The 22877-nt window shown below is 37.3% G+C and carries 34 protein-coding genes; 24 read left to right on the top strand and 10 right to left on the bottom strand.

Going from position 1 to position 22877, the window contains the following annotated elements; genetic code table 11:
• Positions 1–17 precede the first annotated feature (17 nt).
• The 5 genes from KHS79_RS23705 (at position 18) to KHS79_RS23725 (ending at position 3715) form a co-directional block, all read left to right on the top strand.
• The gene (locus KHS79_RS23705; protein ID WP_212722665.1) at positions 18–374 is read left to right on the top strand and encodes a helix-turn-helix domain-containing protein; all 357 of its coding nucleotides are present in this window, start codon (positions 18–20) and stop codon (positions 372–374) included.
• 476 nt (positions 375–850) lie between these two features.
• Positions 851–1999, top strand: coding sequence for a hypothetical protein (locus KHS79_RS23710; protein ID WP_212722666.1), 1149 nt, complete (start codon positions 851–853; stop codon positions 1997–1999).
• Between the two features lie 307 nt (positions 2000–2306).
• Positions 2307–2624, top strand: a complete 318-nt coding sequence (locus tag KHS79_RS23715; RefSeq protein ID WP_212722667.1) for a hypothetical protein — start codon at positions 2307–2309, stop codon at positions 2622–2624.
• 47 nt (positions 2625–2671) lie between these two features.
• The gene (locus KHS79_RS23720) at positions 2672–2944 is read left to right on the top strand and encodes a helix-turn-helix domain-containing protein (protein WP_212722673.1); all 273 of its coding nucleotides are present in this window, start codon (positions 2672–2674) and stop codon (positions 2942–2944) included.
• 135 nt (positions 2945–3079) lie between these two features.
• Entirely contained in the window at positions 3080–3715 is a 636-nt protein-coding gene (locus tag KHS79_RS23725; RefSeq protein ID WP_212722674.1) for a hypothetical protein, read from the top strand.
• Positions 3716–3761: 46 nt separating this feature from the next.
• Here KHS79_RS23725 and KHS79_RS23730 read toward each other — a convergent pair whose 3' ends face one another.
• From KHS79_RS23730 to KHS79_RS23745, 4 genes are all read right to left on the bottom strand, one after another.
• Complete coding sequence (locus tag KHS79_RS23730; protein WP_212722675.1) at positions 3762–4112, bottom strand: hypothetical protein; 351 nt, start codon at positions 4110–4112, stop codon at positions 3762–3764.
• 451 nt (positions 4113–4563) lie between these two features.
• A complete protein-coding gene (locus KHS79_RS23735) occupies positions 4564–5031 on the bottom strand; it encodes an RES family NAD+ phosphorylase (protein ID WP_212722676.1) in 468 nt (155 codons plus the stop codon).
• Positions 5031–5447: a type II RES/Xre toxin-antitoxin system antitoxin gene (gene parS, locus KHS79_RS23740; protein ID WP_212722677.1), complete on the bottom strand. Its 417-nt coding sequence runs from the start codon at positions 5445–5447 to the stop codon at positions 5031–5033. Before parS ends, KHS79_RS23735 begins: the two co-directional genes overlap by 1 nt.
• A gap of 75 nt (positions 5448–5522) precedes the next feature.
• Positions 5523–6701, bottom strand: a complete 1179-nt coding sequence (locus tag KHS79_RS23745) for a hypothetical protein (RefSeq protein WP_212722678.1) — start codon at positions 6699–6701, stop codon at positions 5523–5525.
• 487 nt (positions 6702–7188) lie between these two features.
• On the opposite strand from KHS79_RS23745, the gene KHS79_RS23750 reads away from it, so the two are divergent.
• A complete protein-coding gene (locus KHS79_RS23750; RefSeq protein ID WP_212722679.1) occupies positions 7189–7938 on the top strand; it encodes a ParA family protein in 750 nt (249 codons plus the stop codon).
• Positions 7935–8321 (top strand): hypothetical protein, encoded by a 387-nt coding sequence (locus tag KHS79_RS23755; protein WP_212722680.1) that lies wholly within the window; start codon positions 7935–7937, stop codon positions 8319–8321. The genes KHS79_RS23750 and KHS79_RS23755 overlap by 4 nt, the downstream gene beginning before the upstream one ends.
• 88 nt (positions 8322–8409) lie before the next feature.
• On the opposite strand, the gene KHS79_RS23760 is transcribed toward KHS79_RS23755, so the two are convergent.
• The 3 genes from KHS79_RS23760 to KHS79_RS23770 all read right to left on the bottom strand — a co-directional run bounded on the left by KHS79_RS23760 (position 8410) and on the right by KHS79_RS23770 (position 10848).
• Positions 8410–8973 carry a hypothetical protein gene (locus KHS79_RS23760; protein ID WP_212722681.1) on the bottom strand — a complete coding sequence of 188 codons (564 nt, stop codon included), beginning with the start codon at positions 8971–8973 and terminating at the stop codon, positions 8410–8412.
• A 21-nt stretch (positions 8974–8994) separates the two neighbouring features.
• Positions 8995–9894: a PD-(D/E)XK nuclease-like domain-containing protein gene (locus KHS79_RS23765; protein ID WP_212722682.1), complete on the bottom strand. Its 900-nt coding sequence runs from the start codon at positions 9892–9894 to the stop codon at positions 8995–8997.
• Between the two features lie 210 nt (positions 9895–10104).
• A complete protein-coding gene (locus KHS79_RS23770) occupies positions 10105–10848 on the bottom strand; it encodes a helix-turn-helix domain-containing protein (protein WP_212722683.1) in 744 nt (247 codons plus the stop codon).
• 139 nt (positions 10849–10987) lie between these two features.
• Between KHS79_RS23770 and KHS79_RS23775 the strand changes: the two genes are divergently transcribed.
• From KHS79_RS23775 to KHS79_RS23845, 15 genes are all read left to right on the top strand, one after another.
• A complete protein-coding gene (locus KHS79_RS23775; RefSeq protein WP_212722684.1) occupies positions 10988–12004 on the top strand; it encodes a helix-turn-helix domain-containing protein in 1017 nt (338 codons plus the stop codon).
• On the top strand, positions 11991–12695 hold the full coding sequence (locus KHS79_RS23780) for a replication protein P (RefSeq protein ID WP_212722685.1): 705 nt from the start codon (positions 11991–11993) through the stop codon (positions 12693–12695). The genes KHS79_RS23775 and KHS79_RS23780 overlap by 14 nt, the downstream gene beginning before the upstream one ends.
• Positions 12685–13374 (top strand): DUF968 domain-containing protein, encoded by a 690-nt coding sequence (locus KHS79_RS23785; protein WP_212722686.1) that lies wholly within the window; start codon positions 12685–12687, stop codon positions 13372–13374. The genes KHS79_RS23780 and KHS79_RS23785 overlap by 11 nt, the downstream gene beginning before the upstream one ends.
• 66 nt (positions 13375–13440) lie before the next feature.
• Positions 13441–14028 (top strand): hypothetical protein, encoded by a 588-nt coding sequence (locus KHS79_RS23790; RefSeq protein ID WP_212722687.1) that lies wholly within the window; start codon positions 13441–13443, stop codon positions 14026–14028.
• A gap of 247 nt (positions 14029–14275) precedes the next feature.
• Positions 14276–14545 (top strand): hypothetical protein, encoded by a 270-nt coding sequence (locus tag KHS79_RS23795; protein ID WP_212722688.1) that lies wholly within the window; start codon positions 14276–14278, stop codon positions 14543–14545.
• Between the two features lie 41 nt (positions 14546–14586).
• Complete coding sequence (locus KHS79_RS23800) at positions 14587–14877, top strand: hypothetical protein (RefSeq protein ID WP_212722689.1); 291 nt, start codon at positions 14587–14589, stop codon at positions 14875–14877.
• Between the two features lie 161 nt (positions 14878–15038).
• Complete coding sequence (locus KHS79_RS23805) at positions 15039–15353, top strand: hypothetical protein (protein ID WP_212722690.1); 315 nt, start codon at positions 15039–15041, stop codon at positions 15351–15353.
• A 31-nt stretch (positions 15354–15384) separates the two neighbouring features.
• Positions 15385–15696, top strand: a complete 312-nt coding sequence (locus KHS79_RS23810; RefSeq protein ID WP_212722691.1) for a hypothetical protein — start codon at positions 15385–15387, stop codon at positions 15694–15696.
• Positions 15697–15730: 34 nt separating this feature from the next.
• Positions 15731–15970, top strand: a complete 240-nt coding sequence (locus tag KHS79_RS23815) for a hypothetical protein (RefSeq protein ID WP_212722692.1) — start codon at positions 15731–15733, stop codon at positions 15968–15970.
• A gap of 4 nt (positions 15971–15974) precedes the next feature.
• The gene (locus KHS79_RS23820; protein ID WP_212722693.1) at positions 15975–16208 is read left to right on the top strand and encodes a hypothetical protein; all 234 of its coding nucleotides are present in this window, start codon (positions 15975–15977) and stop codon (positions 16206–16208) included.
• Positions 16209–16255: 47 nt separating this feature from the next.
• The gene (locus tag KHS79_RS23825; protein ID WP_212722694.1) at positions 16256–16573 is read left to right on the top strand and encodes a hypothetical protein; all 318 of its coding nucleotides are present in this window, start codon (positions 16256–16258) and stop codon (positions 16571–16573) included.
• Positions 16563–16931, top strand: coding sequence for a hypothetical protein (locus KHS79_RS23830; protein ID WP_212722695.1), 369 nt, complete (start codon positions 16563–16565; stop codon positions 16929–16931). The genes KHS79_RS23825 and KHS79_RS23830 overlap by 11 nt, the downstream gene beginning before the upstream one ends.
• A 143-nt stretch (positions 16932–17074) precedes the next feature.
• Entirely contained in the window at positions 17075–17632 is a 558-nt protein-coding gene (locus KHS79_RS23835) for a hypothetical protein (RefSeq protein WP_212722696.1), read from the top strand.
• Positions 17601–18161 carry a hypothetical protein gene (locus KHS79_RS23840; protein ID WP_212722697.1) on the top strand — a complete coding sequence of 187 codons (561 nt, stop codon included), beginning with the start codon at positions 17601–17603 and terminating at the stop codon, positions 18159–18161. The genes KHS79_RS23835 and KHS79_RS23840 overlap by 32 nt, the downstream gene beginning before the upstream one ends.
• Positions 18162–18333: 172 nt before the next feature.
• The gene (locus KHS79_RS23845; RefSeq protein ID WP_212722698.1) at positions 18334–18693 is read left to right on the top strand and encodes a helix-turn-helix domain-containing protein; all 360 of its coding nucleotides are present in this window, start codon (positions 18334–18336) and stop codon (positions 18691–18693) included.
• Positions 18694–18869: 176 nt separating this feature from the next.
• On the opposite strand, the gene KHS79_RS23850 is transcribed toward KHS79_RS23845, so the two are convergent.
• From KHS79_RS23850 to KHS79_RS23860, 3 genes are all read right to left on the bottom strand, one after another.
• The gene (locus tag KHS79_RS23850) at positions 18870–20105 is read right to left on the bottom strand and encodes a hypothetical protein (protein ID WP_212722699.1); all 1236 of its coding nucleotides are present in this window, start codon (positions 20103–20105) and stop codon (positions 18870–18872) included.
• Positions 20106–20175: 70 nt separating this feature from the next.
• Positions 20176–20796: a hypothetical protein gene (locus tag KHS79_RS23855; protein ID WP_212722700.1), complete on the bottom strand. Its 621-nt coding sequence runs from the start codon at positions 20794–20796 to the stop codon at positions 20176–20178.
• Positions 20797–20871: 75 nt separating this feature from the next.
• Positions 20872–21363, bottom strand: a complete 492-nt coding sequence (locus KHS79_RS23860) for a hypothetical protein (protein WP_212722701.1) — start codon at positions 21361–21363, stop codon at positions 20872–20874.
• Between the two features lie 170 nt (positions 21364–21533).
• Here KHS79_RS23860 and KHS79_RS23865 point away from each other — a divergent pair, with 170 nt between their 5' ends.
• Both KHS79_RS23865 and KHS79_RS23870 read left to right on the top strand, forming a co-directional pair.
• Positions 21534–22010, top strand: coding sequence for a helix-turn-helix domain-containing protein (locus KHS79_RS23865; protein WP_212722702.1), 477 nt, complete (start codon positions 21534–21536; stop codon positions 22008–22010).
• Positions 22010–22474, top strand: coding sequence for a hypothetical protein (locus KHS79_RS23870; RefSeq protein ID WP_212722703.1), 465 nt, complete (start codon positions 22010–22012; stop codon positions 22472–22474). Before KHS79_RS23865 ends, KHS79_RS23870 begins: the two co-directional genes overlap by 1 nt.
• Positions 22475–22877 lie beyond the last annotated feature (403 nt).

The raw sequence follows: 22877 nt of genomic DNA on the forward strand, positions 1-22877 counted from the left end.
CAGGTAAGGGCCATATAATGAAGGCTGAAAATGTTCACATTATAAAACAAGGTGACAAGCCTGCTTTCGCAGTTTTACCTTATGATTATTATGTAGAGTTAGTTCAAAGTGGTAAAGAATCAGGGAGTTTTACTCCTATTAATCTAAGAACTGATATGCCACAAGAAGTGTTAGATTTTCTAAATAGTGGATACAGTTTGATTGCTTCTTGGCGTATGTATAAAGGTATAAGCCAAAGAGCACTTGCGAAGATGCTGGGAGTGAAGCAACCAGCAGTTTGTCAAATAGAAAGACCTAACTCTACTCCTCAACCAATAACATTGAGCAAAGTAGCAAAAGCTTTAGGTATTTCTATATCTCAGCTTCAAAGTTGATAAGTGGTTGTACTGTTAACCAGTTAAAAAAACTGTACATCCATACAGTAAAATATTGTATAATTTCTCATGCTCACCGAGTAATTGATTGATTTATATACAATAAATAGCAAAAAAGTTTTATTGCAGTAGATTTACGTATAAGATGACAAGTTAATTAAAGAAGCTGCTGCAAGCAGAGAGGAAATGATATCGAGATAGGTTAAAGTGGCCTAAAAAAAGAAAACCCTAATGCGGACACATTAGGGATTCATAAGGCGTGTATTTAGTAGCATTGAACTAACAAAACTAACCAAAAACACAAAAGACATGGTGTTAGTTTAATGCTCGATAGATGCACATGCAAGCTTTTGCCTAAAAAATAGGTGAATCATAATATATGTTTATCGAGCAACATTTCTTGTATAAGCGATTGCTATCGCTCTATCTATTGTGTTTACAGCCATTCTGCAAGCTGACTAGTTAGTTACGCGACAATGGTTGTAAAACCTCACACAATTAAGACTCAAGCACAACTGCATCTTGAGATGCAGCGCAATGGTTTGACTGTCTTATCTCGCCTTATTGATCAGTCTCAATTAGCTGAAACTGGCACCTATGCTATTTTGCCTGAACCTTTTATTAGTTGGCCTGAGTACTTGGCATCAACTTCAAGCTTTTCTGAAAAAGAACTGAAAAAGTTACTTGAAGCGCTAGAGGATAAAGGTTACATACAAGGGTTGGCGGGCTTTATTGGTAATATCAAGCTGCTAGAGAAAGCGACTAAAGTTAAAAACCGAGTGAATTTAGGTGGTGGTTACTGTGGCTTTGACAAAGATAACCCTCACTTTGAGCTTGCAAGGCCCATTAACAAAACAAAGCGCTATCCTTCTGTCATCATAAAAGCTATTGAACGCTTTGCTGACTACTATAAGCGTCCAAATTTGTTCCCAAGTCTGGCTTATTGCCAGCCCCACAAAAAGAAGCCTACAAAAAAAGGTAAAACAAGCAGACATCAATATGCACAACGACGCTATGCGTGTGCTGTAGTCATGGCTGCAATGCTTAAGCGGATGGACATCAAAACACGACGCTTAGTTGTGACTGATGAAAAAGGTAACATATACGACTGTAAAGTATCAGTATTAGTAAACGATACTGGGCTACCACGCCGACGTGTTGAGCGTGCACTTAGTGATATGGAAGATGGTGCACTGTTAGATGTGCTTGGACACCCAACAGAGAAAGATGAACAAGGTAAGTTTGTAGCATGTCCCGCTATGCGTGCAATCAATGAATCACTTTTTGGTGTTCTAGGATTGGCGTCAGCACTGAAGTATGAACAAGAAAAGCGTGAAAAAAAGCAAATCAAAAAGCAAAAGAAACAGAAGAAAAAAGAAACTGACAATAAAGTAAATCGCTCTGGTCAGTTCAGAGTGAAGCTTGCAATGAAGGCAGCAGCTAAGCGCAGTGGTAAAGAACAAGTACAGCCTAAACCTAAGCCGCAAAAGCATCATGACCCTGAAGCGGCCAAGAAGATGTACTTAGCAAAAGTTGTTGAGCTGTATCAAGTGCACAAAGGCAAAAAAACTAGTGCAGAAATCTATAAGCTGGCAAGGGAGTTAACCGGTTATAACGGTGACTGAGGCTTGCTGTACCTGTCATTTATGTTTTTTTGGTCTACGTGGCCAGCCTACCTTCTTACCAAAAATATCCTAGTATCTATTGTGCAATAATTAATCACTACTACCGTTAATTTTCTTTCTATGCTTCATTTACCATGTATAAAAATACACCAATTTTATTTATATTTATTTATGTGTCGTACCGGATTTACAAATAAGTGTCGGGTATTAATCAGTTAGTTTCTTTATATACAATCCAAGCAATATTGTTTTTTTATTTTTCTCCTAAAATCATTTAAAAGCATAAAACCAGGAAGAGCAAAGTACAATGGCTAGACCAGATATTGAAATTATAGTTAATCAGGAAGAGGGATACTTTCAACTTAAACGTATGTCTCTTAAAGTCCGTCGTAGGCTTGATTCAGCAAAAACAGAGTATCTTCCAGAGTTGTTTCATTCAATAGCTGTCAATGAGCTTAGAAAACGAAACAGCTTGAACAAAAAAGGTAGAAACGATGAGGAAACAAACGACACTATAGCAGTACTTGCAGCAATGATAGCCCAAGGATACTTCAAGCTTAAACCTGAGAGACAAGCAGCATATAAAGAGATAGTTGATAAGAGAAATAAGAGTTGTTCCACATAATGTTCCACGAGGAACATGTTTAACAAACATCAATATAGGTTTACAAGGTGATAGAAGAATTTGAAAGCGTTTGGGATGCGTTAGAAGATGATCCAATCAAAGCTCGAAGTTTAAAGCTGCGATCTGGCCTAATGATGGCTATTAATGAGCATATTAAAGCTCAAAAACGAACTCAAGAAGATTTGGCTCAAATCTTAGGCGTTTCACAAACTACAGTAAGAGCACTGTTAGGTGGAAAACTAGGCCAGTTTAATATCGATACGCTTATCGATTTTGCTCATAAGCTTGGTTTAAATGTACATTTTGAAATTGTGACTTAATTGTACACTTCCTGCCTTGCTTGAATGAAAAGCAGTCATTCCATAATAAAAACTAAGCTATGGTGCAAAGTGATTCACGCAGAGTAGTATGTCTAGGTGCTAAAATGGTAGCCAAATGATGACTAAGGATGACAAATGCGGAAGTTGATCGCTACCATAGCAATGACTTTTATTGCCACAACAGCTATAGCAGGCTCTAATCAAAGCGAAATTGGCAACCCTAAAGACGTGTGCTTTGCTGAAGTGTGTGAAATTACAGCCACAACTCAAAGCTTTCCAGTAGAAGCGCATGATAACGCAGTGATGATGGCAGGTAATTACGACATTTCGTTTGCCTTGTTCACTCAGCCCGATCAACTTTTAACATCCCATGATGGTGTAACAATTGGCAAGTTAAAAGACGAGAAAGCACTGGCATATTACACCGCTACAAATATAAAGAATGCTCGCAAGTCCTTGGAATATGCTTTTTCCACTCCAGTATCTAAAGCAAAAACTGGAGACAGAAGCATTACGGCGGCCTTTTTGGAAAAGTCGAAGTTAGATAGCAGCAGTTTTAGAAAAGGGAAAAATTTAAGTGCTTTTCTCTATAAAAATAAATCTTGGACGGTAGCTGGAGGTGTTGCTGAGATTAGCCCAGGCAAAAATAACGCTATTCTTCTTGCGTCACACCAAGAGGCAAATGATACCATTCTTGTAATTCGCCTTTTTCACCTACCCAAAAAAGACATAATGAGAACCATTAGTTCACTCAAACGAGTTAACCTTTAAAGCAAAATTCAAAAAGTGATCCTGAGCATTTCAGGATCACTTACACTCAAAAGCCCATTATTAGGGTTACTCTTAAGTCTTCCCAAGAGGACCTCATTCCTACAGAGCACAAAGCATTAGTCTTTAATCCGCCTTTGTACTCAGAAAGAAATTGGTCAAAAGAGCTGGCGGCGCACTTTGTTAGCCAACCCGCAACATTTGCTGACTTAGGCATGCATTTCATTAAAGCAATAAAGCGCCCTGTGTTGTTGATGCAGTTACGCTGGCGGAGAATAGCTTTCTCAGCATCAACTATGAAATTGTCAGTCATTTTGTTTCTGTTCTCATAGAAGCTGCTATCTCCTGATAGAAGAGACAAAAGGGCACCTATCCGCTCTTTCTGTTCTGGTGTTGGCATAAACATCCTTAATCAACAAGCCTAAAACAGCGAACATATTAGCACTTTCTTTTCAATACAGTGGTGAGCTGAAGCACAAGCAAATAGAAATCCCAAGAGGGTCCTGCGCCTGCACGCCTAATCCTTTGCTATTGCTGGCCTGTAGCCGATTTGGCGTCATTTTTCACTATATTAGAAATATTGCACTTAGTAATACGTATTACCGTTTTTGATATTATAATACTGTTGCAGCCCAAAAATAGCCGATAACAAAGATTATCGGAAGTTTTTTCGAGATGAGTTGGTATTCAGGGTGAGGTAGGAGCACTAAGAGGACTAGAAGTTACTTATGAAAGTAGAAAAGTTAATATTTGTTTAAAAAAATAGGAAAAAAAACAACTTTATTTATTCACAGTATTTTTTTGATTAGTGAATGATATTTACTATAAGGAATAGTCTTTAAGAGATTCTATTAAAGAGGAACAAGTAGCTTCCCAAGCCTTTTGTCATAACTAAAGTCTCGTTGATCAACGATTTTAACTTTTAAAAAGTCTGGGTGTACTGGATTTAATAGCAAGTTAAACTCATCTTGAACGATGGAAGAAGGAACTTTTAAAAAAGCCGTTTTTTGCTGCTGTAGCCACTGGTCTCCAATTCTGCGAGCAACTGATCCATCTGGTAATGCATCCCAGCCTTCAGGTAGTTCTTTGGCTGTTGTGTGTTGAATGGGAGCATCATCAGGAACCCAAATTGTTAGCAATGTTAATGGTGGAATTTGAGCTGCATTCTCATGTACTAACCGTTCAAGTAAGGATAAAGCTCTTGATGAGGCTGTATAGACGATCAGTTGACCTCTTGAGTGCCAACGGCCAGAGTGAAACATCCCACCTTTTCCACTCAAATCAGCATAATTACGATGTGCTAGCCTAAATACTTCCACTATGCGATGTCTCCATAAGCCATGCGGCTTAGCTTTTCTTTTACAAACTGTATGCCTGTAATAGTATCCAGGTAGTCAAATGGCTTGCCTCCTAATGCTGGGTGCTCACTGTTCAACCAGTCGAGAAACACAGTTTCATCACCAAAGTAATCAATGCCTTGAGTGAAAAGACTAGCAATCGCGAGTAAGTGTTCAGACTGATGGGGTTCTAATCTTTTAGCTTTTAGGCGAGATAGCGTACGAGTTGAAACACCAATAATACCAGCCATTTCACCTTTGCTTAGCTTCATCTTTGCAGAGAGCTTATCTACTGCACTTGCAGGAATACCCAAACGAATAAGACCTATTTCATCGTTTACAGACAATGGTGGCTTGGTTACACCTATCGTTTTCAATGTATCATTTGAAATACTCATAACTTTCATCTTTTATTGTTCGGCCAAATGTCTTTGTATTATAAGACATTTGGCCGAATTTCTGCAAGCTGAGAGCTATGCGGCCTTTGCCCTGTAGTATGTCTTTTTAGGCGTTTGGTAAATGATGCCTTCATCTATCAGCTTTTGGTAAACGTGATCTGCGACTGTTTGACCTATTTTGAATTCATTTGTTGCTGCTCGCTTTGAAAGGCATGGCTTACCCTCTTCATCCATTGTCTGGATATAGCTCTTTATCTGTTGAAAGTAGTAATTCACTCGCGCTTCGAAGTCCTCAAAACTAAGTACATTATTATCCACATTGGCCTTAGTCGTTTTGAGTTCAGTTAGCTGATAGCTGGAGTCATCTGTTTGTGCTTGATGTGTTGTTTCAACAGTTACTTCTAGCTGTTCCCTACCCTCTTCTTCATCTTCACTAAAAGTGTCACTTTGAGAAATGGTTTGATTCTTTTCTGGCTGCTGGTTAGAAGTGTCACTTTCTGTGTTCAAGTGCTTTGCTAATTGCTTTCTTATAGATTCATTTTTAATAATGCCTAAGAAATACGTTGCACTAAGATCAAGCAGGATGGAGAAAAGAACAAATACCCAAACTTCAACTTTCTTCTGATCATCAACTTGCAACATTTTGGCTAGCGCTACCATGACAGCACCTATGTTGCTATTGGCAGGTGCTTCAAGCGCATCAAGCTTGGCCTGTACTTCTTTTAGCTGAGTGAGAGCTTTTTGGTTCTCAGCTTGTTTGTTGTTACCACCATTCTTGATCATTGCCCTGTTGATATATTCATCTACAGCATTGTTGTTCTGGTTCATTACGGCAACTAGCTGGTTCCGCTCAATAAGTAGTGCTTCTTTCTTTGTTTCAACTTTTTGTTGAGCACTTTCATAATTCAAAGTGTTACTTTGAAGCCCACCCAGAGAACCCAAAATACTTACAGCAGTCATCACGATATAAATGAAACTGGATGATAGTAACCCTGCACCTGATTTGCGCTGAAGTGACAGAATGAAATGAGTTATTGCTATGAACTTAGCTACTTCAAAAACGAATGCAAGCCCTCCGAAGATACATTGCATAAGCAAATCTTCTTCAGCCGCAATGCTTTTAAACAGCATAACGGAAAGAATGATTGATATGGCAACAGCAATTGTTGCACCAGCATAAGCGGCAAAAAGTGATACTCCTGAAGCACTCAAAGAGTAACACTCTTTAGTGTTTGATTGATTTATACAAGACATAACTATCCCTCAATACCCAAGTCAAGTATGAGTTGGGTTAAGAAAGTACATACAAGAATAGTGTTACTTTTATTTTTTTATATAAGGCAAGTGTATACCAAATTTGAATATACAACACTAGGGAAGATTACATAAAACAACATAAGTCTATATAAGAGTAGTGAAGGGATGGATAATCTTGGCAAGCCTTGGCAAGATTGAATAAGACTTACTAACAGTAAGTAATGCTTGCTAAAACTGGGCAAAAGTTGCTAATTCTTGCCTTGTATATGTAATAGTTGGTAAGATTTACCCATTCACATATAGTTAATGTAACAGCTAACTATGCTGAGCAAGATTGAATAGCATTAGACTACACTAAACATAGATATCATATAGTGTACATGTATTGTTTTATTAAATCGTGACAAGAGATGTATGTATTAGACTGGGCTAACTAGTTTTACAAAAGGGTTGATTGGGTTTAACTATTACTTTGAGGCTTACTATGGGGAAGATATTGGCAATAGCTAACCAGAAGGGAGGGGTTGGAAAAACAACATTAGCTGTAAATGTTGGAAAACCTCTTGCCAGTCTTGGTTATAAAACACTTCTTATAGACAATGATCCTCAAGGTAACTTGACCCTAGCAACTTTAGGTCAAAAGGACAACATAGAGAGTGCAACCCTTTCACTATACAAAGGTGAAGTTGTTACTCCAGTTGAGGTATCAGAAAACCTTCATTTCATTGGGGCAAACATTAACTTAGCTGCTGTTTCAGATATGGAGTTCATGTGTATCTATGAATTTTCTGGAATGGTAAAAGACCTAGCTGAATTCTATGACTATGTTTTGATTGATTGCTTACCATCGTTTGGCTACCACCTTTCTGCTGCGTTTGCCGCAGCAGACAAAATTTTAGTGCCTATCAAGCTTTCAGAGTTTTCTGTATCTGGTCTTAAGGACCTCATCGAAGCAATGGAAAAGATTCAGAAACACATAAATCCAAACATTGATATTTTGGGGTTAGTAGCTAACGCAGTTGAAAACCCTAAAACAAACTTTGAAAAAATTGTTGAAGAGAAGCTTTATACCGATTACCCAGGAGCTTTGTTTAGTACACAAGTCAATCGCTCTATTAAAGTTGAAGAAAGTCATGCATTTTATCAGAGTGTTAGTGAGTATCTACCTAAAACTAAACAAGCTGAACAATTCAAACATGTTACAGAAGAGCTAATTGGGAGATTAAATCAATGAGTAACAATTTAAATAAAATGAGAGAGCAGTTAGAGCAGAAAAAAAAACAACGTACAGCTTCTTCTGTTAGCGATATACTCCCTGGAGAGTCAACTGTAACTAGTGAACCTGCAAAAACTGTAGTTAAGAATGAGGCTGTTGCACCTTCTGGTGAGTATAAATATCCTTGGCAAGCTTTTGATCCTGCGGATAAAGGAAAAAAAGCGGGTCAGCAGTCTGTTAGTGTTGATGTAAACGACTATGAGCTAGCAGTCCTTACCTACTTAATGGAAACTAGGGAAACATCAACTCGAAAAGAAGCTAAACGACTTCTACGTCCTGTATTGCGTAAAGTGGCTAAACATATTGAAGAAAACGGACCTGATGAACTTATGTTCACCTAAAAAAAAGGGCCATTCGGCCCTAAAGATGTATGTAGTATATTAGGAGCAGAAGTGTTGAAGAACTAAGAAAAGTCCTTCGGAGGGAAAACTAGTCTCTAGCAAATTCCTCAAGTGGTATTTCAGTAGAAGGGGAGGTGGGGTAACTGATATTTTCAACTACATCAGCAACTTCAATGCCCGCAACAATGTCAGGAAAGGCATCATAAAGTGCATGAGAGCGTGCTTTAGATTGAGCATAGCGATCTGGGTGTTGCATAGGAAAGTCATAGTTTGCATAAGTGCCTTCAGGTATATCACTTACCTTAAATTGTCGTTCAATTACCTCTTGGCTATCTGTTCGTTTACAGCGACAGGTCGCGACTTCTTTTTCACTATCAAAGTATTCTTCAATGTACTCGCATACACCCGAATTTCTAATGATCGCAAGTAGGACTGGTGTAGCCACATAAACTTGACCTAATTCACCATCAGTCTGTATATGTTGACGAATATTTTTAACAGCCTGCATAGGCTTAAGGCCAAACTCATGACCCATTAAAATTGCATATTTAATATTGGCAGGATTATTCTGGTATTCCTCTGGTAAAAATGTTGAATCTGCAATCAATTGAGCAATTTTATCAATAGTGTCAAGGTTAGGTAATTCTTGCATTCTAATTCACCAATGCCAGTTTTAGTTATAAAGATTAAGTGTTATCTGCTTATGTGAAAATGAAGGCCAGTATTCTTCTTGGAAGGAGCGAGATAGCTTTTTTAATAAATGGTTGCGTTTCTGTAATGCTATATCAAAGTCACTACGTGTAACTTTAACTGTTGCAACTTTGAAAGGGTAAACTCTTTGAGCAACAATAAATAAAAAATTAAGCCTTTCACCAGTTATTTTTTTAAAAACGTCAATATTATGCGCTGCTTGGATGTCATAAGACATATCTAAAATTTTATAGCCCAGTGACACTTTGTTTTTTATATCATCAACAGTTTTTAACTCAAATATCAGCCCCATTTGCTCAGATAAGAGATCAAGACGACACTTCCATGGAAGTTCAGAAAAATTTTTAGAATCAGTAATACATGACACTTCAGGCTTACCAGAAAGAATGATTTCTTCAGCATTACTATTTAAAAAAATTTCAGCTCTAATTTGCTGTAGTTGATCAAGTTTTACAGAATCAATTGTTGGTTTTGCTGACTTTGATGGAAAACAGTCTATGTATGTTTCGTCCTTATCAAGTAATCGCTGCATCAAGGTTTCTTTACTGCCACTGACTTTGATACCCAGCTTTTTGCACTCAGCTTTTAAAGCTTCAAGTGTTGTCAGTATTTTTTTGCTTTCATCAAGTAAGTTGTAATGTTCAAAGAAAGTATGATTTTCAAGAACAAAATGATGAATCATTTGTCCTTCTTGCATAGCTGTTGTGGTTGGTTTAATCACTTTTTTTGTTACAAAGCGATCATAGTATGCGCGAGGGCTATAGTTGTACTCTCTTAAATGTGAGGCAGAAATTGCGTTAATGTCTAAATATTGATCAAAGGGAAGGTAGGGATCAATAAAGTTAACCTTTTCGTTTTGCACCGTATTACTCCTTACTGAACAATCCTTATGGTGCTATGTCAACGTTCAATTTAATTGAACATTATTATTAATATGTTTCTATTTTGTTAAACTGTTAACAATAATAGTTAATTGAACGTTCGTATGCAAACTATATTTTGTAACAGAAGGGACTCCACCAAATAACCAAGGTGGAGTCATAATCAGGAGGGAGATGACGAGTAGGGGTAGCTAAAGCTTAAAGTTGTTGCAGTAGGGTTGAAGGTCATTAGGTATCTTACAATACAGGTCATCATCCACACTTTGACTAATACGAAACTCATAGTACTTACCTCGTTTAATTGACATTTTGGGCCAAACATCAGGTGGGAGAATATAGAAAGTATCTTCATGGAAACTTGAGTAGATGACCAGGTGAAAAAGTTCACTATTCATATTAATTTGAGTGAGATTTGGGTGATATGAGTGAAGATTGAGTAAAAGTTCATCTCCTTCCTGATTAATAACCTTTAAAGTGCTTGAGTCATAAGACGCAATCCATAAGTCTCTGTTTTCTAAATTTAGCTTCTGCTGTAGTACTTTTAGTCCTTCATAATTTAACTGCTGAGTTACACGCTCAAGCTTATTTTGAAGTGCGTTTATCTGGGCAGTGTAACTTGAAAGAGTAAAAAAAGTAGGTTTTGAAAAGTTATCATACTCAAGATTATCAATAAGTTGAGTATTATCATCAATACAATCTAACCCATAAGGTTTATCTAAAGATAAGGGGGGTAAGTTATACACTTCTTCTATTTGGCGCGCCATTTTTGCACCACAGTTTTTACGATCACCTTTATTACCAAAGAGTGAACTCATTTGGCTGCGGTGCTTACCAAGGTCTCTGGCCAAGTCTGCTAGCCTTAACCCCCTCTTTGTCATCAGGTTACGTACGTTCTTCAACCTGATAGTGTGAATTGTGTCTTGTATAGCTTGCATAACATCCCACCTGAATATATAGTTCACATTGTTAAGCAAAACATTAACAAAGCTTAACAAATGGTTAATTATTATCTGTTTAAGTTAATTAACGCTTACTTCAAGCAACTTTTCAACTAAAAAGAAGGTAAAGCGGGTAATGAGCAGTGAAGCTACCAACGCAGTGAAGCGTCTACATATTACCGCCACACAAAAGTTACTCTTACTTCTAATGGCTGATTTTGTATCAGCGGCTAACGTTGTCGAAATTTCATACAACACACTTGTTAAGCTCTCTCGATGTTCGAGAAAAACAGTTATTAATAATATTGGAGAGCTTGTTGAAAAAGATTTTCTGGTAAAACTGAAAAGGAAAAAAGAAACTGGAGAGCCAAAAGTAAATCAATACTGGCTTAAGTTTGTAGAAGAAAGCAGTCATTTCCCTGAAAGACCCTACTACAGTAATGAAAAAAACCAAGCAGCTAATGATTATTATCATTATGTAGCTATGCTTGATGCTCAAAAAAATAGTAGTGAACCTAGTATCAAGAATTCACCACCCAGTGACGCAAATACACTACCCCGTGGTGTAAATACACCACCTAGTGCCACAAGTACACTACCTGAATCATACAGCTTACAGGGCTGCGCACCGCTGGAAGCCCCGCCAGATAAGGTAGTGTCACAGCGACACCTACATAAAGATAATATAGTTAATAGTAATAATACTATATTAAACAATATATATAACCCAATTAACACAAGTTCAAAAAGTGTAGAACAAAAGTTAATCAAAAAGAATAAGAGGCGAAAAAAATATTCAGACGAATTTGAAGAGTTATGGAAATTACGTCCCAGGCGGCTGGGGGATGATCCCAAGCACAAGGCTTACAAAGCTTACTGTGCAAGGCGTAGAGAAGGGCACACCCATGAAGAAATTCTTGCAGGTTTAATCCGGTATAAAAAATATTTAGACTTCAAGTGTCTTATAAATACAGAGTTTACAAAACAGTTAGCAACATTTTTAGGGCCAAATAAAGCATTTTTAGAACCGTGGGCCATCCCTCAAGGCGGTTTAACAAAAACGAAACAATCACTTGTTGATCAGGCTATGGAAGAAAATAGGCAACGCTTGCAAAGCCAGCAGTATCAAGGACAGTGTTATGAAGACAGGTAGAGAATTGGTTGTTCAAGCAATTTCTAATAAAAAACACCAACATCGTTATCAGCAAAGCACAAATACATTAACGCGGGCTGATATCTCTGAATTATTTGTGCGAATGGTTGACTCATATGGTCAAAAATGGAGTAGTCAATTTGGAGTCGTAGACAAAAACGACACATGGCTTAATGGCCTTAATGGTTTAACCCAGCAACAGTTAGCTGCTGGATTTGAGCGTTGTATTAAGCTGGAAACAGTCTGGCCACCAACACTTCCACAGTTTCGTAAACTTTGCATTGAAGCAGGGTGTGTAGGGTTACCAAATGTAGCTGATGCATACGAGGAAGCTTGCCTTCATGCTGATAACCCTACTGAACACAAGTGGTCTCATGAGATTGTTTACTTGGCGGGGAAAAAAGTAGGCTGGTATGAGCTACGTGGTCATGCCGTTGATGCAAACGCATTAAAGCGTCGTTTCAATTATGCCTATGAAAGCCTAAAAAATAATCTCATGACGGGTAATTTTAACCCATCAGTGAGTGACGCCATTGAAGACTTCAGCAGAGAAACCCTTTATCAAAATGCTAAAGCTCAGTCAGAGCAGAAACTAGCTGAATATATGCGTGCGAATAATATTACTCAATCCAAGGGACGAGAAGTATTTGTGCAGCACTTAGCGAAGTGGAGAGAAAAACATGCACTTTGATGAGCCTCCAGCACTAGTATTTGCTGTAAAAAGACTGCAAACCATGGCGGATGGTACACCGCGAGTCTTAGTAGAGTTCCCTCATGACGACCTGGCAACAGTAGCGAAGTACTTTTCAGTTGACTCAATCGGTGCTGCTGCTCGATTGAGTGAAGAGGCTACAAGGTCTTATGCCCAAGGCAAGACAATAGAAGCGGTCAGTAATGGCCCATTTTCAAAGAATGCAGAAATACTGCATAAATCATTTTTTTTTAGAACCCCTGCAGTTTGGAAAGCTATTGGTAGTGATAAGGCGTTTTTAGCATGGTTACGACAACAGCCCTGTGCTATTTGCAAGCGAAAAGCGCCATCTGAGGCGGCACACGTCAGAAGAGTTGCAAATGGAGCGGGTGTTGGAATTAAGCCTGAGTACTCAGCTATACCTCTCTGCCATGAACATCACTCAGCACAACACCAGTCGGGTGAATCAGCAATCGGTGGAGTAGAAAAAGTTGATAGGTTACGGCTGAAGTATCTTGCTGAGTGGTCATCAGAAGCACTTAAGCAGTTACTCAGCGTTGATCATTGGTATAACTGTATGCCAGAGGACTTAAGAGCATGGACAATACAAAACAATATACAACAACACTTGCCAGTGGCGTATCTGAGGACATACGAAACAACTGGCGTACAAAGATAAAAGTAGATACCCAGATGTTTTTGAAAAATGGAGGAGTAATAACAGTAGTCCCGACAGAGCAGTGCAATGAGCAGTATGGTCAAGTTAATTATGATGAAAGAATGTATAGATACAGCAACGTATACCCACTTTGGTATTGATTTACCGTATTACAATGTTGACCATGCGTTAACTTGTGCTTTCAATACTTCGTCTGGTTATCCATGTACTAGCGCTTTCCTCAAGTCAGAAGTCTCATGCAGAACTGATCAAGACTATACGTTCTTTGATAAGTTGCTTGCTGATAAGTATGTGCTTGATCAGCTCAAGCAAAACTTAAATCGTACAGAGTTTAATTTTTGCAAAGCTCGCTATGATGCAAGCTTGAGTCTTGTAGAAAAGGCTTGCTTGCTTAAGCCCCCACCAGCCTGGTTACTCATTAAGCTATCTAAATTCAAACTTAATGAGTTTGAGCTTGCATTTTATATGGCTGCTGCAATTAGCCCTTCAATTAACAAAAGAACAGTCATTGCGATTAGTAAACAGTTTAAAACTCCGCAGAGCACAACATATCAGCGAATAAACTCAATCAGTAAGCAGCTAACACGCTACTGGCAAGATCAGCTTTTGGATAAATTATTTAGCATAATAGAGCAAAAGGTTAACAAAAAGTGAATTTTTGGATGAATTTAGTTCATAGTTAACTTTTTGCTAACAAAAAAGGTTAACTTTGTTGCTGATTAGGAGTATAAATATAGTCACTGGAATGAACGAAACGGAGTAAAAAAGATGGAAAAGGATTCAAGTGTTCAATGTTGCTGTTTATGTAAAACACCATTCTCTAATCAAGATAAAAAAACTGAATTATATACAAAATCATCTATTGGCTTAGTCGTAGTAGGCTATGTGTGTGAGGGAAGCTGTGAAAGAAATTACAAGCCAGTTGCATTATCCAACCCCAAATTCAATAACGAGAGTGAAAATCAAGGCAAGACGAGAGTTACAGCGAGACCTGATAAATTTAATAAGAAAAGCTCGCAGGTCTTATATGCAATGTGAAGAAAATCTATCACAACAGACTGAGCGTGGCTTAGAGCACTACTTTAAACTACTCGAAAAAGAGAATCTTCTTTCTGAAATTATTGATCAGCTTGAATTAGAAAGAAAAAAAGAAGTAAAAAAAATAAGCTGAGTAAATAACTCAGCTATTAAAACTACCTTACGAGAAAAAATATGTTACCACAACTAGATTTAGTTTTCAGCAAATATACAAGTGAAGAGTGGAATAATATTTATGTGCCAGGCACAAGTGTTTTGTACATTCCGTCACGCAATAACCCAAAAGCATCAATGCAGACACAAACCACTGACAAAGCGTATACGCTTAGATCAGATGATCATGTTGTTTTTGTAAAAGGGGTAGCTCATCCTGTTAATTTAAATAATTTGATAGTTATAACGGGTGTAGTAAATGACGAAAAAGAAGGTGTTAAGACGGCTCAAAGAGGTAGCTATACACTCTAAAAAAAATTTAGATTTAATAGCAAAAGAGCTTCCGTGCACTACTGTTTTTTTAAAGTCTATTATAGCCAAAAAAATTGGCTTATCTGATGATATATCAAGCAAACTTAACGAAGTTTTAAGTCGTAATTTCAGTAGCCGTAATAGTAGTAAAGGTAAGCAAAATGTCTGATAGCATCACACGATTCAGTGCTCACATTGCTCAAATTAACCAAGGTGAGTTAGACGACGAGCTTACTGAGAAGTTAACAAAAGCCGTAAAAAAAGCAATGGCAGATGCTGTTAGTTGCGAGTTAACACTTAAGTTGAAGATAAAGCCAGTTAATAACGCGAAGATAGAACTCAATCCTAGCATCACTTTGAAAGTGCCTGAACTTAAACCTAAAAATATCCAGTTTTATCCTACAGGTGATGGTGATTTACTGGTAGATGACCCAAAACAACCAACGTTGGATTTTAATGTAACGCCTTTGCGCTAAACAATATTAAATCATTACAAGGAATTTTTTTATGCTTGTTTTATCAGTCAAGGTATTTGATATTGTCCATTTTTTAGATATTGGTTATATAAAATTAAAAGGAGTAAATGTTGATACTAATACAGCCGTTTTAGAAACAGTAATGATTGATAAGAATCCAGTGTATCTAGTTTTAAGAGAGGGCGTTAAGACCGAGTTTTGTGGTGTAACGTTATATTATAAAAGAAATAAAAGATATAACATGAAAGAGTTCTATTTTTATTTTGGTGCTCCCATAGAAATAAAAATACTTAGAGATAAGATATTTAAAAGAGATCTACAAAAAATAAAAAAAATAGCCTAAATATATAATAAATTCAATATCATAAGGTGATGTTATGGATAAAATTTCTTTACCTGAAGCTGAAGCAATTGCCATTTTATTAACTGAAAAGCAGCCTCTTGCTTATCAAAGCAACTTAGATGGGTTTGCAGCTCCAGGAGCATCAAAGCATAACGTTATATCTGTTGAAACAGCTAACTTATTGATTAATAAGAATATAATCGTTGCCAAAAGAGAAGCTGTTCAAGGTAAAGAAGTCCTAGAACAAATTGATTTAGCAAAAATTGGAGGCTAATACTATGAGAATTATATCTGATGAGCTTGATATAAGAGATTTTTTTAAAAAGAGTTTAGATGATTTGCTAACTGAAATGTATAAACGTGGTGCTGAAAAAATGAAAATACAATTATTGAGTGAGGATAAAAAAGCAAATGTAGCAATCATACTATGCGCTAGAAACGGACAGGAATATATTGATGCAGTAGATAAAAAAGAAGAAGAATTAGACGCAAGTTATAAAAATTGCCACTGATTACTGAAGCAAAAAGCAGGTAATTCAAGAGTTAGCAGTAACAGTCTATGAGAAAAATAGAATTAGAAGTAACGGCATATCAAGGTAAGAGCGGTTTTTGGCTTGGATGCATAGAGGGCTTAGAAGTAACAGCCCCTATGCTTACAGAAGATCAAGCTATTTGTTTCGCAAAAATAACTCTTAAGGGAGGAGGGTTTTCTGTATTACTGGAAAAGATGCAAAGTACATTTGAAAAGTGGTGCCTCGGTGAAGATATAAATATTGATGAAATTGATGGTGCTCGTTTAAGACTAGAAATACTTAAAAATATAACTTGGATAAATGAAGCGTATAAAAACTTATGTAGGTTTTATTATGAAGAATAAAAGCTTAAGCATTCAAGGAAACTCTGGAAGTATAGTTATAAATAACTGTCAGTATTCTGGAAATAGCGTCGTTATTAGTGATAATAATTTATTCATTGATGGTGAATTGCAGGATGTTGAGTTTGGTAAAACGATTACTGTCCACATAGAAGGAGAAGTTGAAAGCATAGAAACTGTTGGTGGCTCAGTATCTGCTGGAAAAGTTCTTGGATCAATTAAAACAGTCTCGGGCGATGTAAACTGCCATGATGTCCATGGTTCTGTAACTACAGTTTCTGGGGCTGTGGGAATGTTGGTAATACAGTCACTACAAAATCAGGCGATATTATTACTATGTAGACTAGAGCTAAATGAATGAATAAAAATACAGCATTCAATAAAATAAAAGCTTTAATAAAAAGTCGGTCTGAGTATGAGCTAAGTGGTACAGTCACTCCTTCATGGGGTAGCTTTGTAATATGTGCTTTCGAACCTAGCTTGGATCGAGGAATAGGGTATTGTGTGCAAATTAGGAAAGGTCGTGGAGCATTTGGTTCTAACCAAGTCTTACTAAGACACTTTGATGGCGAGTTAGTCAACCACGAAAATGAGTTCTTTTTTTACTTATCAGACTACGAAACTAGCATTGCAAAACCTTTCTTTAAAAAATCGCCATCGGATGAAGGTGATAACCCAATTTATACTATCAATGAAAGAGAGCCTGAAGCTGGGTATTTAGTTGATACCGTAGAGAATATGCAATGCATGTACAAAGAAATAAAACCTGTGGAGATAGTAAGAGAAAAAGGGTTTTTTTACCATCCTAATTTACCAGACTGGAGGGAAAGTACACCAACAGATGTTATTAATAAGTGGTTTCAAGAACACTGTTTAGACCGTCATGTTGTTATGATGGATGGTGATGCAGATAAGATGTTTGTAGATAGCTGGTTTGAAGGAGACCTTGATGATTGTTCACCATGGAATCCGACACCTCCAGATGAAGATGCTATCTTGCTTGCCATTTATGACACAGAAGATGGTCCGTGTGCGTGGTTTGGAGTTCCTATACCTTTCTGATATCTGTGAGAAGTTTCAAAAGATGGTAATACATAAGCTACTTGATGCAATAAAAAGTTACCTAAAAAACAAGCTTGAGTGTACAGAGTGGTTTAATACTACAATTTGTAAGGATGTAGAAGGAAAAGTACAAACGAGCACAGGTACAATAATTATTTACGGAAATGTTAAAGGAGATATTGAAACTGGAACAGGTAAAATAATAATAGCTGGTAACTGGGATGGTGATTTTAACTCAAGTACTGGCAGCATTATTAAAGCTACATGTTTAGATGATGAAGATGACTTAACCGAATCTCACTTCAAGATTATGGAGGCTGAGAATAATGCTAATGAGTCCCGCTTTGCTAGAAGTCGAGGACTAACTGCCGTCAATACAAACAATACCCTTATTGTTGGGCTAGGCCGAACAAAGCATAGAAACTACTTTGTAATTCATAAGAAAGATCGAAATACAACAGTAGTTCTATCAAGAAGTGCAGCAGATAGTTATATTAAAAAGCATGGGATTGACAATAGATGTGATTAAAAAAACATCACTAACTAACATATACGCTAAGTTGGCCTGCATACCTTTTTACACAGATAAAGACTGTAGGCACGCGTTGATAAGCATTGCTAAAGAATTAATGAGGGTTTCCCCCTCATTTTTTTTGTATAATGATACCATAGGAGACCAGACAACAAGTGAATGGACACCAATGGATACAGAAAACAGCAAAGTAGTTGAAGTGGCTGAGCATTTAGCAAAGTACGGATTGAGGCTACTACAAGACCCAACTAACGGCTTATGGCTTGTAAGTGTGCCAGTGTCAGATAGCGTCCTCCAAGTGCTTGAGAAGTGTGAAACACTTGATGATGTAGTTGCATTTGCTGACAAGTATGCTGATGAAGAGCTTCGTTATAAGTTTGAAGCAATGCTGGATAGATTGAGTTTAACACAACGAGGCTTTGCTAAAGCGCTTGGACTGTCAGAAGATGGTATTAGTCATTGGAAGCGAACAGGGAAATACCCTGGCTGGGTGTGGCATATAGAGGATGGCCTTAAAAAGTCTTTATGACAATAAAAAAAAGCCCATCAAGTGGGCTTTTTTTAGGCTGCCTATTCGGCAGTTAAAACATAACTTAACTATTTCTAGACTACCTATTCGGCAGTAAATAATTGTACAACCTAAGACTTACAAATTTATACACGATGGTCAATACAGAAATGATTACTGTATATTTGTTTTATTAGTTATTTGCAACTAGTCCAATATACCCCCCAGCTTCTACTTATACGTCTCCAAAACATCGCTTCTATAGCTTTTGACTGTCGAATTACACCAAATACAGGCTCTGACCAAGCGTGTTTATAGTCGCATCTTAGATTATTTTTATCCCTTGGCGTCTCTAGCAGAGCGTAGCCAACATGGTTAAGAGTATACCTATAGTCTTTTTGGTCCCAATAAACTGCATCAGTTTCAGTGCAATGTTTCCAGCTACCATTTTGACCATAAAGCGCCAAAGCATTATCAAGAGCATCTTTTTCGCTGTTACTGTCATTGCTTTCAAATTTTTGATTGCAAGCATCAGTCAAGTAAGTGGCAACTGGCGCATGACCATCTTTAACTATCTGAATAGTTTCATGAAACAATACACCACCTGCAACACGCTGAACTTTAGCTAATGCAGTGGCAATAGCATTTAAACACTCACCGCGTAGTAACAAGTGTAATTTCCCTTGCCCTACAACTTCATCAGAATAAACCTGTGTTATAGGTGTACTGCTAGGGAGTTTTCGTGCGGTAGCGCCACCTTTTTTGTAGGTTAAATGATGACGTAGACTGCTAAAACCAATAGCGAAGTCAATATTAAAACCTGTTTCACGCTCTAGAGTATGTACTAGACCTCCGATCGCTGTGATAGCTGGAAAGCCGACTGAAACCATACCGCTTGAAACATTCATATCAGAAATATCTGCTGATAAGTGAACAAAACTTCCAGTCCAGTTACTTTCTTTAGACTCCATGAATGAGCGAGTTAATAGCTTTACAGCCCCACCTTGCTTATTCATCAAGTCTCCGTGATTACTGCAAGCTCTAAAGTTTGGCTGTATATACCATGTTGAAAAAGGTAGCTTTTGCTCTTTCAAGCGGCAAAAAATCTCATACAACACTCCACAGCTAGGCACTGGACTTGTAAGAATATACTCACCATTTTGCCAATTTTTCAAAGGCAAAATAAGTTGCTTAACGTAGCCGTCTTGTATGTCAGGCAAATGACTACCTGCGGCTTCAGCATCAAATGTTTCAATCTCATCACGAAATTTCGCGATAAATGCACTATTTGTTGGTAAAGACCACAGCTTTTGACGCATAGTTAAATTTTTAGAGCAAACATAATATTCAGGGATGTTACCTATTATGTTTGAGCGTATAGACTCTTGCTTTACACGAGCATTCAAGGTTTTTGTGCCATGAGTTCCAATCATAATTATTTCCTAAAAAAGTGTGCCAGCTAAATAAGCAGCACACTTTGTATATGGTGGGAAAGGTAAGAATTTAGTAGCAGTTCAAAAGTAAGTCTGTAATAGCTGCATTATTGCCTGACAGACTCTCAGCTTCTTTAGAAAACTCTTTGTATTCGTTTTCAGACATAGAGCGAAAGACAACCCTTGGCGCTATTCCATGAGGCAGCCCTACATATTCTTTACTTAAGAAGTACCCATTATTATCGTGATATAAAGCTACAGACCAGCCCCCAAGAGCTATATCGGAATCAAAGACTATTGAAGCTTGTTCAATTCGCTCCTGTTCTTCCGCTGTAAAATCCATCTTTTGATTCCAGTCTGAATCCCACCAATCACCAATATTAATGGCATCTTGCAAGCTAGATATTCTTACACCATCGTTCCCAGCAACAAAATCACCTATGATAAACTCAGTTTTCTCATTAGCACTTAAGCCTATAATGTAATCATTACCTCCACTAATATCGTAAGAGTCATCTTCATCAGCATTCTCATTCAAAATGCCATGGATGATCATCAGCTTAAACTCATCTGTATCAGCGGAATAAGGGCCATCATCAACTTCAATAACCCTGTCACCAACAATTGCACGAAGATCGCCAAGAGTTGTTATTTCTGCGTTAAGAACATCACTAATAATGCTAGTAGACATAGCTCATCTCCTAATGAAAGATAACCAAGACCCTAGCAGGGTCTAATCCGCTTATGCAGCGGTTCACTTGATGCCTTAACACGCTAATACGCGGTCGCCAGTATAATCTATATACTCGTCACATGAAAATCTACTCATTAAGTTCTTAAACTCATCTTCAGTTGTTGGTGCTAAGCTATCAATACAGTCATCCATCCCAGCATCATATAGTAACTCTTCAATCAACTCATGAAAGTCATCACCTTCTAGCTTATCCCCGTATCGATCAGTAATTAATACATTGATGTCCAAAGCAGTATTTAAATGATTTCCTTTTATATGAAAAATAAAGGGTTTCTTAGGGTTATCAGCGATAGCAATCCAGTTAAATGAGATTTCTATACCGCATTTAGATGAGATTTTAACTTTACCTGTAAGCCACGACTCGAAGTGTATATCTGTTTTATTAAAGTAATCATTGCGTACAGCTACTAAATTATATTTACAGCTCCTTATTTTGCATTCAGAAACTGCAAATCGAACGCCTCTAATATCACTATCAGATATAACTCTTTTGATTGTTTTCATTTTTATACCCTCCAATGGTCTGCTCTGAATATGTTGTAAATATAATCTGAAAATTTCAGATTATCAAGGGGTTTTAATTGACTTTATAGTCTAAAAAATAGGAAATAATTTCTTTACATGGTAGGAAATTATTTCTAATATAAAGGTGTAGAAACAAGCAGGGTAATAAAATGACGTCAGAGGAGTTTGCAACAGCACTCTTGATGCTCAAATTGACTCAAGCTGAGCTAGCCAAGCAAATTGGTTTATCAAGCAAACAAGTGAATAACATAGTGCACGGAAGGCAAGTAATACAGAAGCAAACAGCACTAGCCGTAGAGTGTTTATTAAGACGGGCCAAACAATGGAATAGTTTTAAGCAAAGGACAACGGAAATGAACAAACATAGGTACTTGGTAGTAGATTCAGCAGATAGTGATTGTATGTCTGTAGGACGTGCTACAACTGAAGATGAAGCAGTTGAAGTGATGAAGCAATGGAAAAAAGAGCATGAGGACTACAGTGAAGGAGAGGTTAAATATAACGCATACTTTTCGCATGAGATAAAGCCAAGCTATGACCCAGATATACAGGCAAAAGAAGAAGCAGAAGAAATAGAAAAAGACGGAGCCTTTGTTGTTGAGCTGTATAGAAAAGGAGAAAAATAATGATTTATATCGTTTCAATTCCACCGATGAGTAAACCTGAATGCTTTTCTTATATTGATGAAGATCATTTTTTAAATATACTGCGTAAGTATGCCTCTGCAAAAGACCGTCTTGTTTATGAGCGCTTAACGCTAAAAGAGCTGATGGAACAATATGATGTAGCTTCGAGAGAAGAGGCGGAAGGGTATGAGTATAATTTTCTATGTAAATTAATCGATAAGTATACTCCTGATACAGTTTTATATTTTTGGGAAGGAGACGATAAGTATAAAACTGAATCTATGGACGAGTTTGACGCTTATATTGATTTTTTAAGTGAAGATGTTCAAAGCCTTAAGCTTTATATGACATCCAGTGAAGCTATAGAAGCGCTCAAAGATGCGACGGAATGGCAAGGCTCTAAAGGTGTAGAGGCTAGAATGGCTCTCGAAGAAGAATTAAAAAGGTGTGGTGAGTTAGAATAAGTGTATGAGATTTTAATCCAAAACTTTCAAAGACAAGGATGGCCAATCATGAGCATTGAAGTACGTTGCAGCTTCTGCGGTACAAAAACAACAAATCAAACTGCTGGTAATGTATGTCATAGTTGCTCACGAGGATTGATGTATGCTGCTAGCAATGATAACTCAGTACGATGCAACCATTGTGGCTGTAGAGCAACAAATCAGACAGCAGGTGGTGTATGTCATGCTTGCTCAAAAGGATATATGTATAGCTGGTAAATAATAATAATTATTTGGCTAATATTGGCGTATATTTTTACCATTTACAGCTTACATAGCACGCCTTAAACACTCCTATCCCTTGATGCATATAGCCTACAGCAAAATAGCCAATATTAGCTAGTATTAGCCAAAAGGTAAAAAA

The sequence above is a fragment of the Zooshikella ganghwensis genome (assembly GCF_018263875.1).
Classification (GTDB): Bacteria; Pseudomonadota; Gammaproteobacteria; order Pseudomonadales; family Zooshikellaceae; genus Zooshikella; species Zooshikella ganghwensis.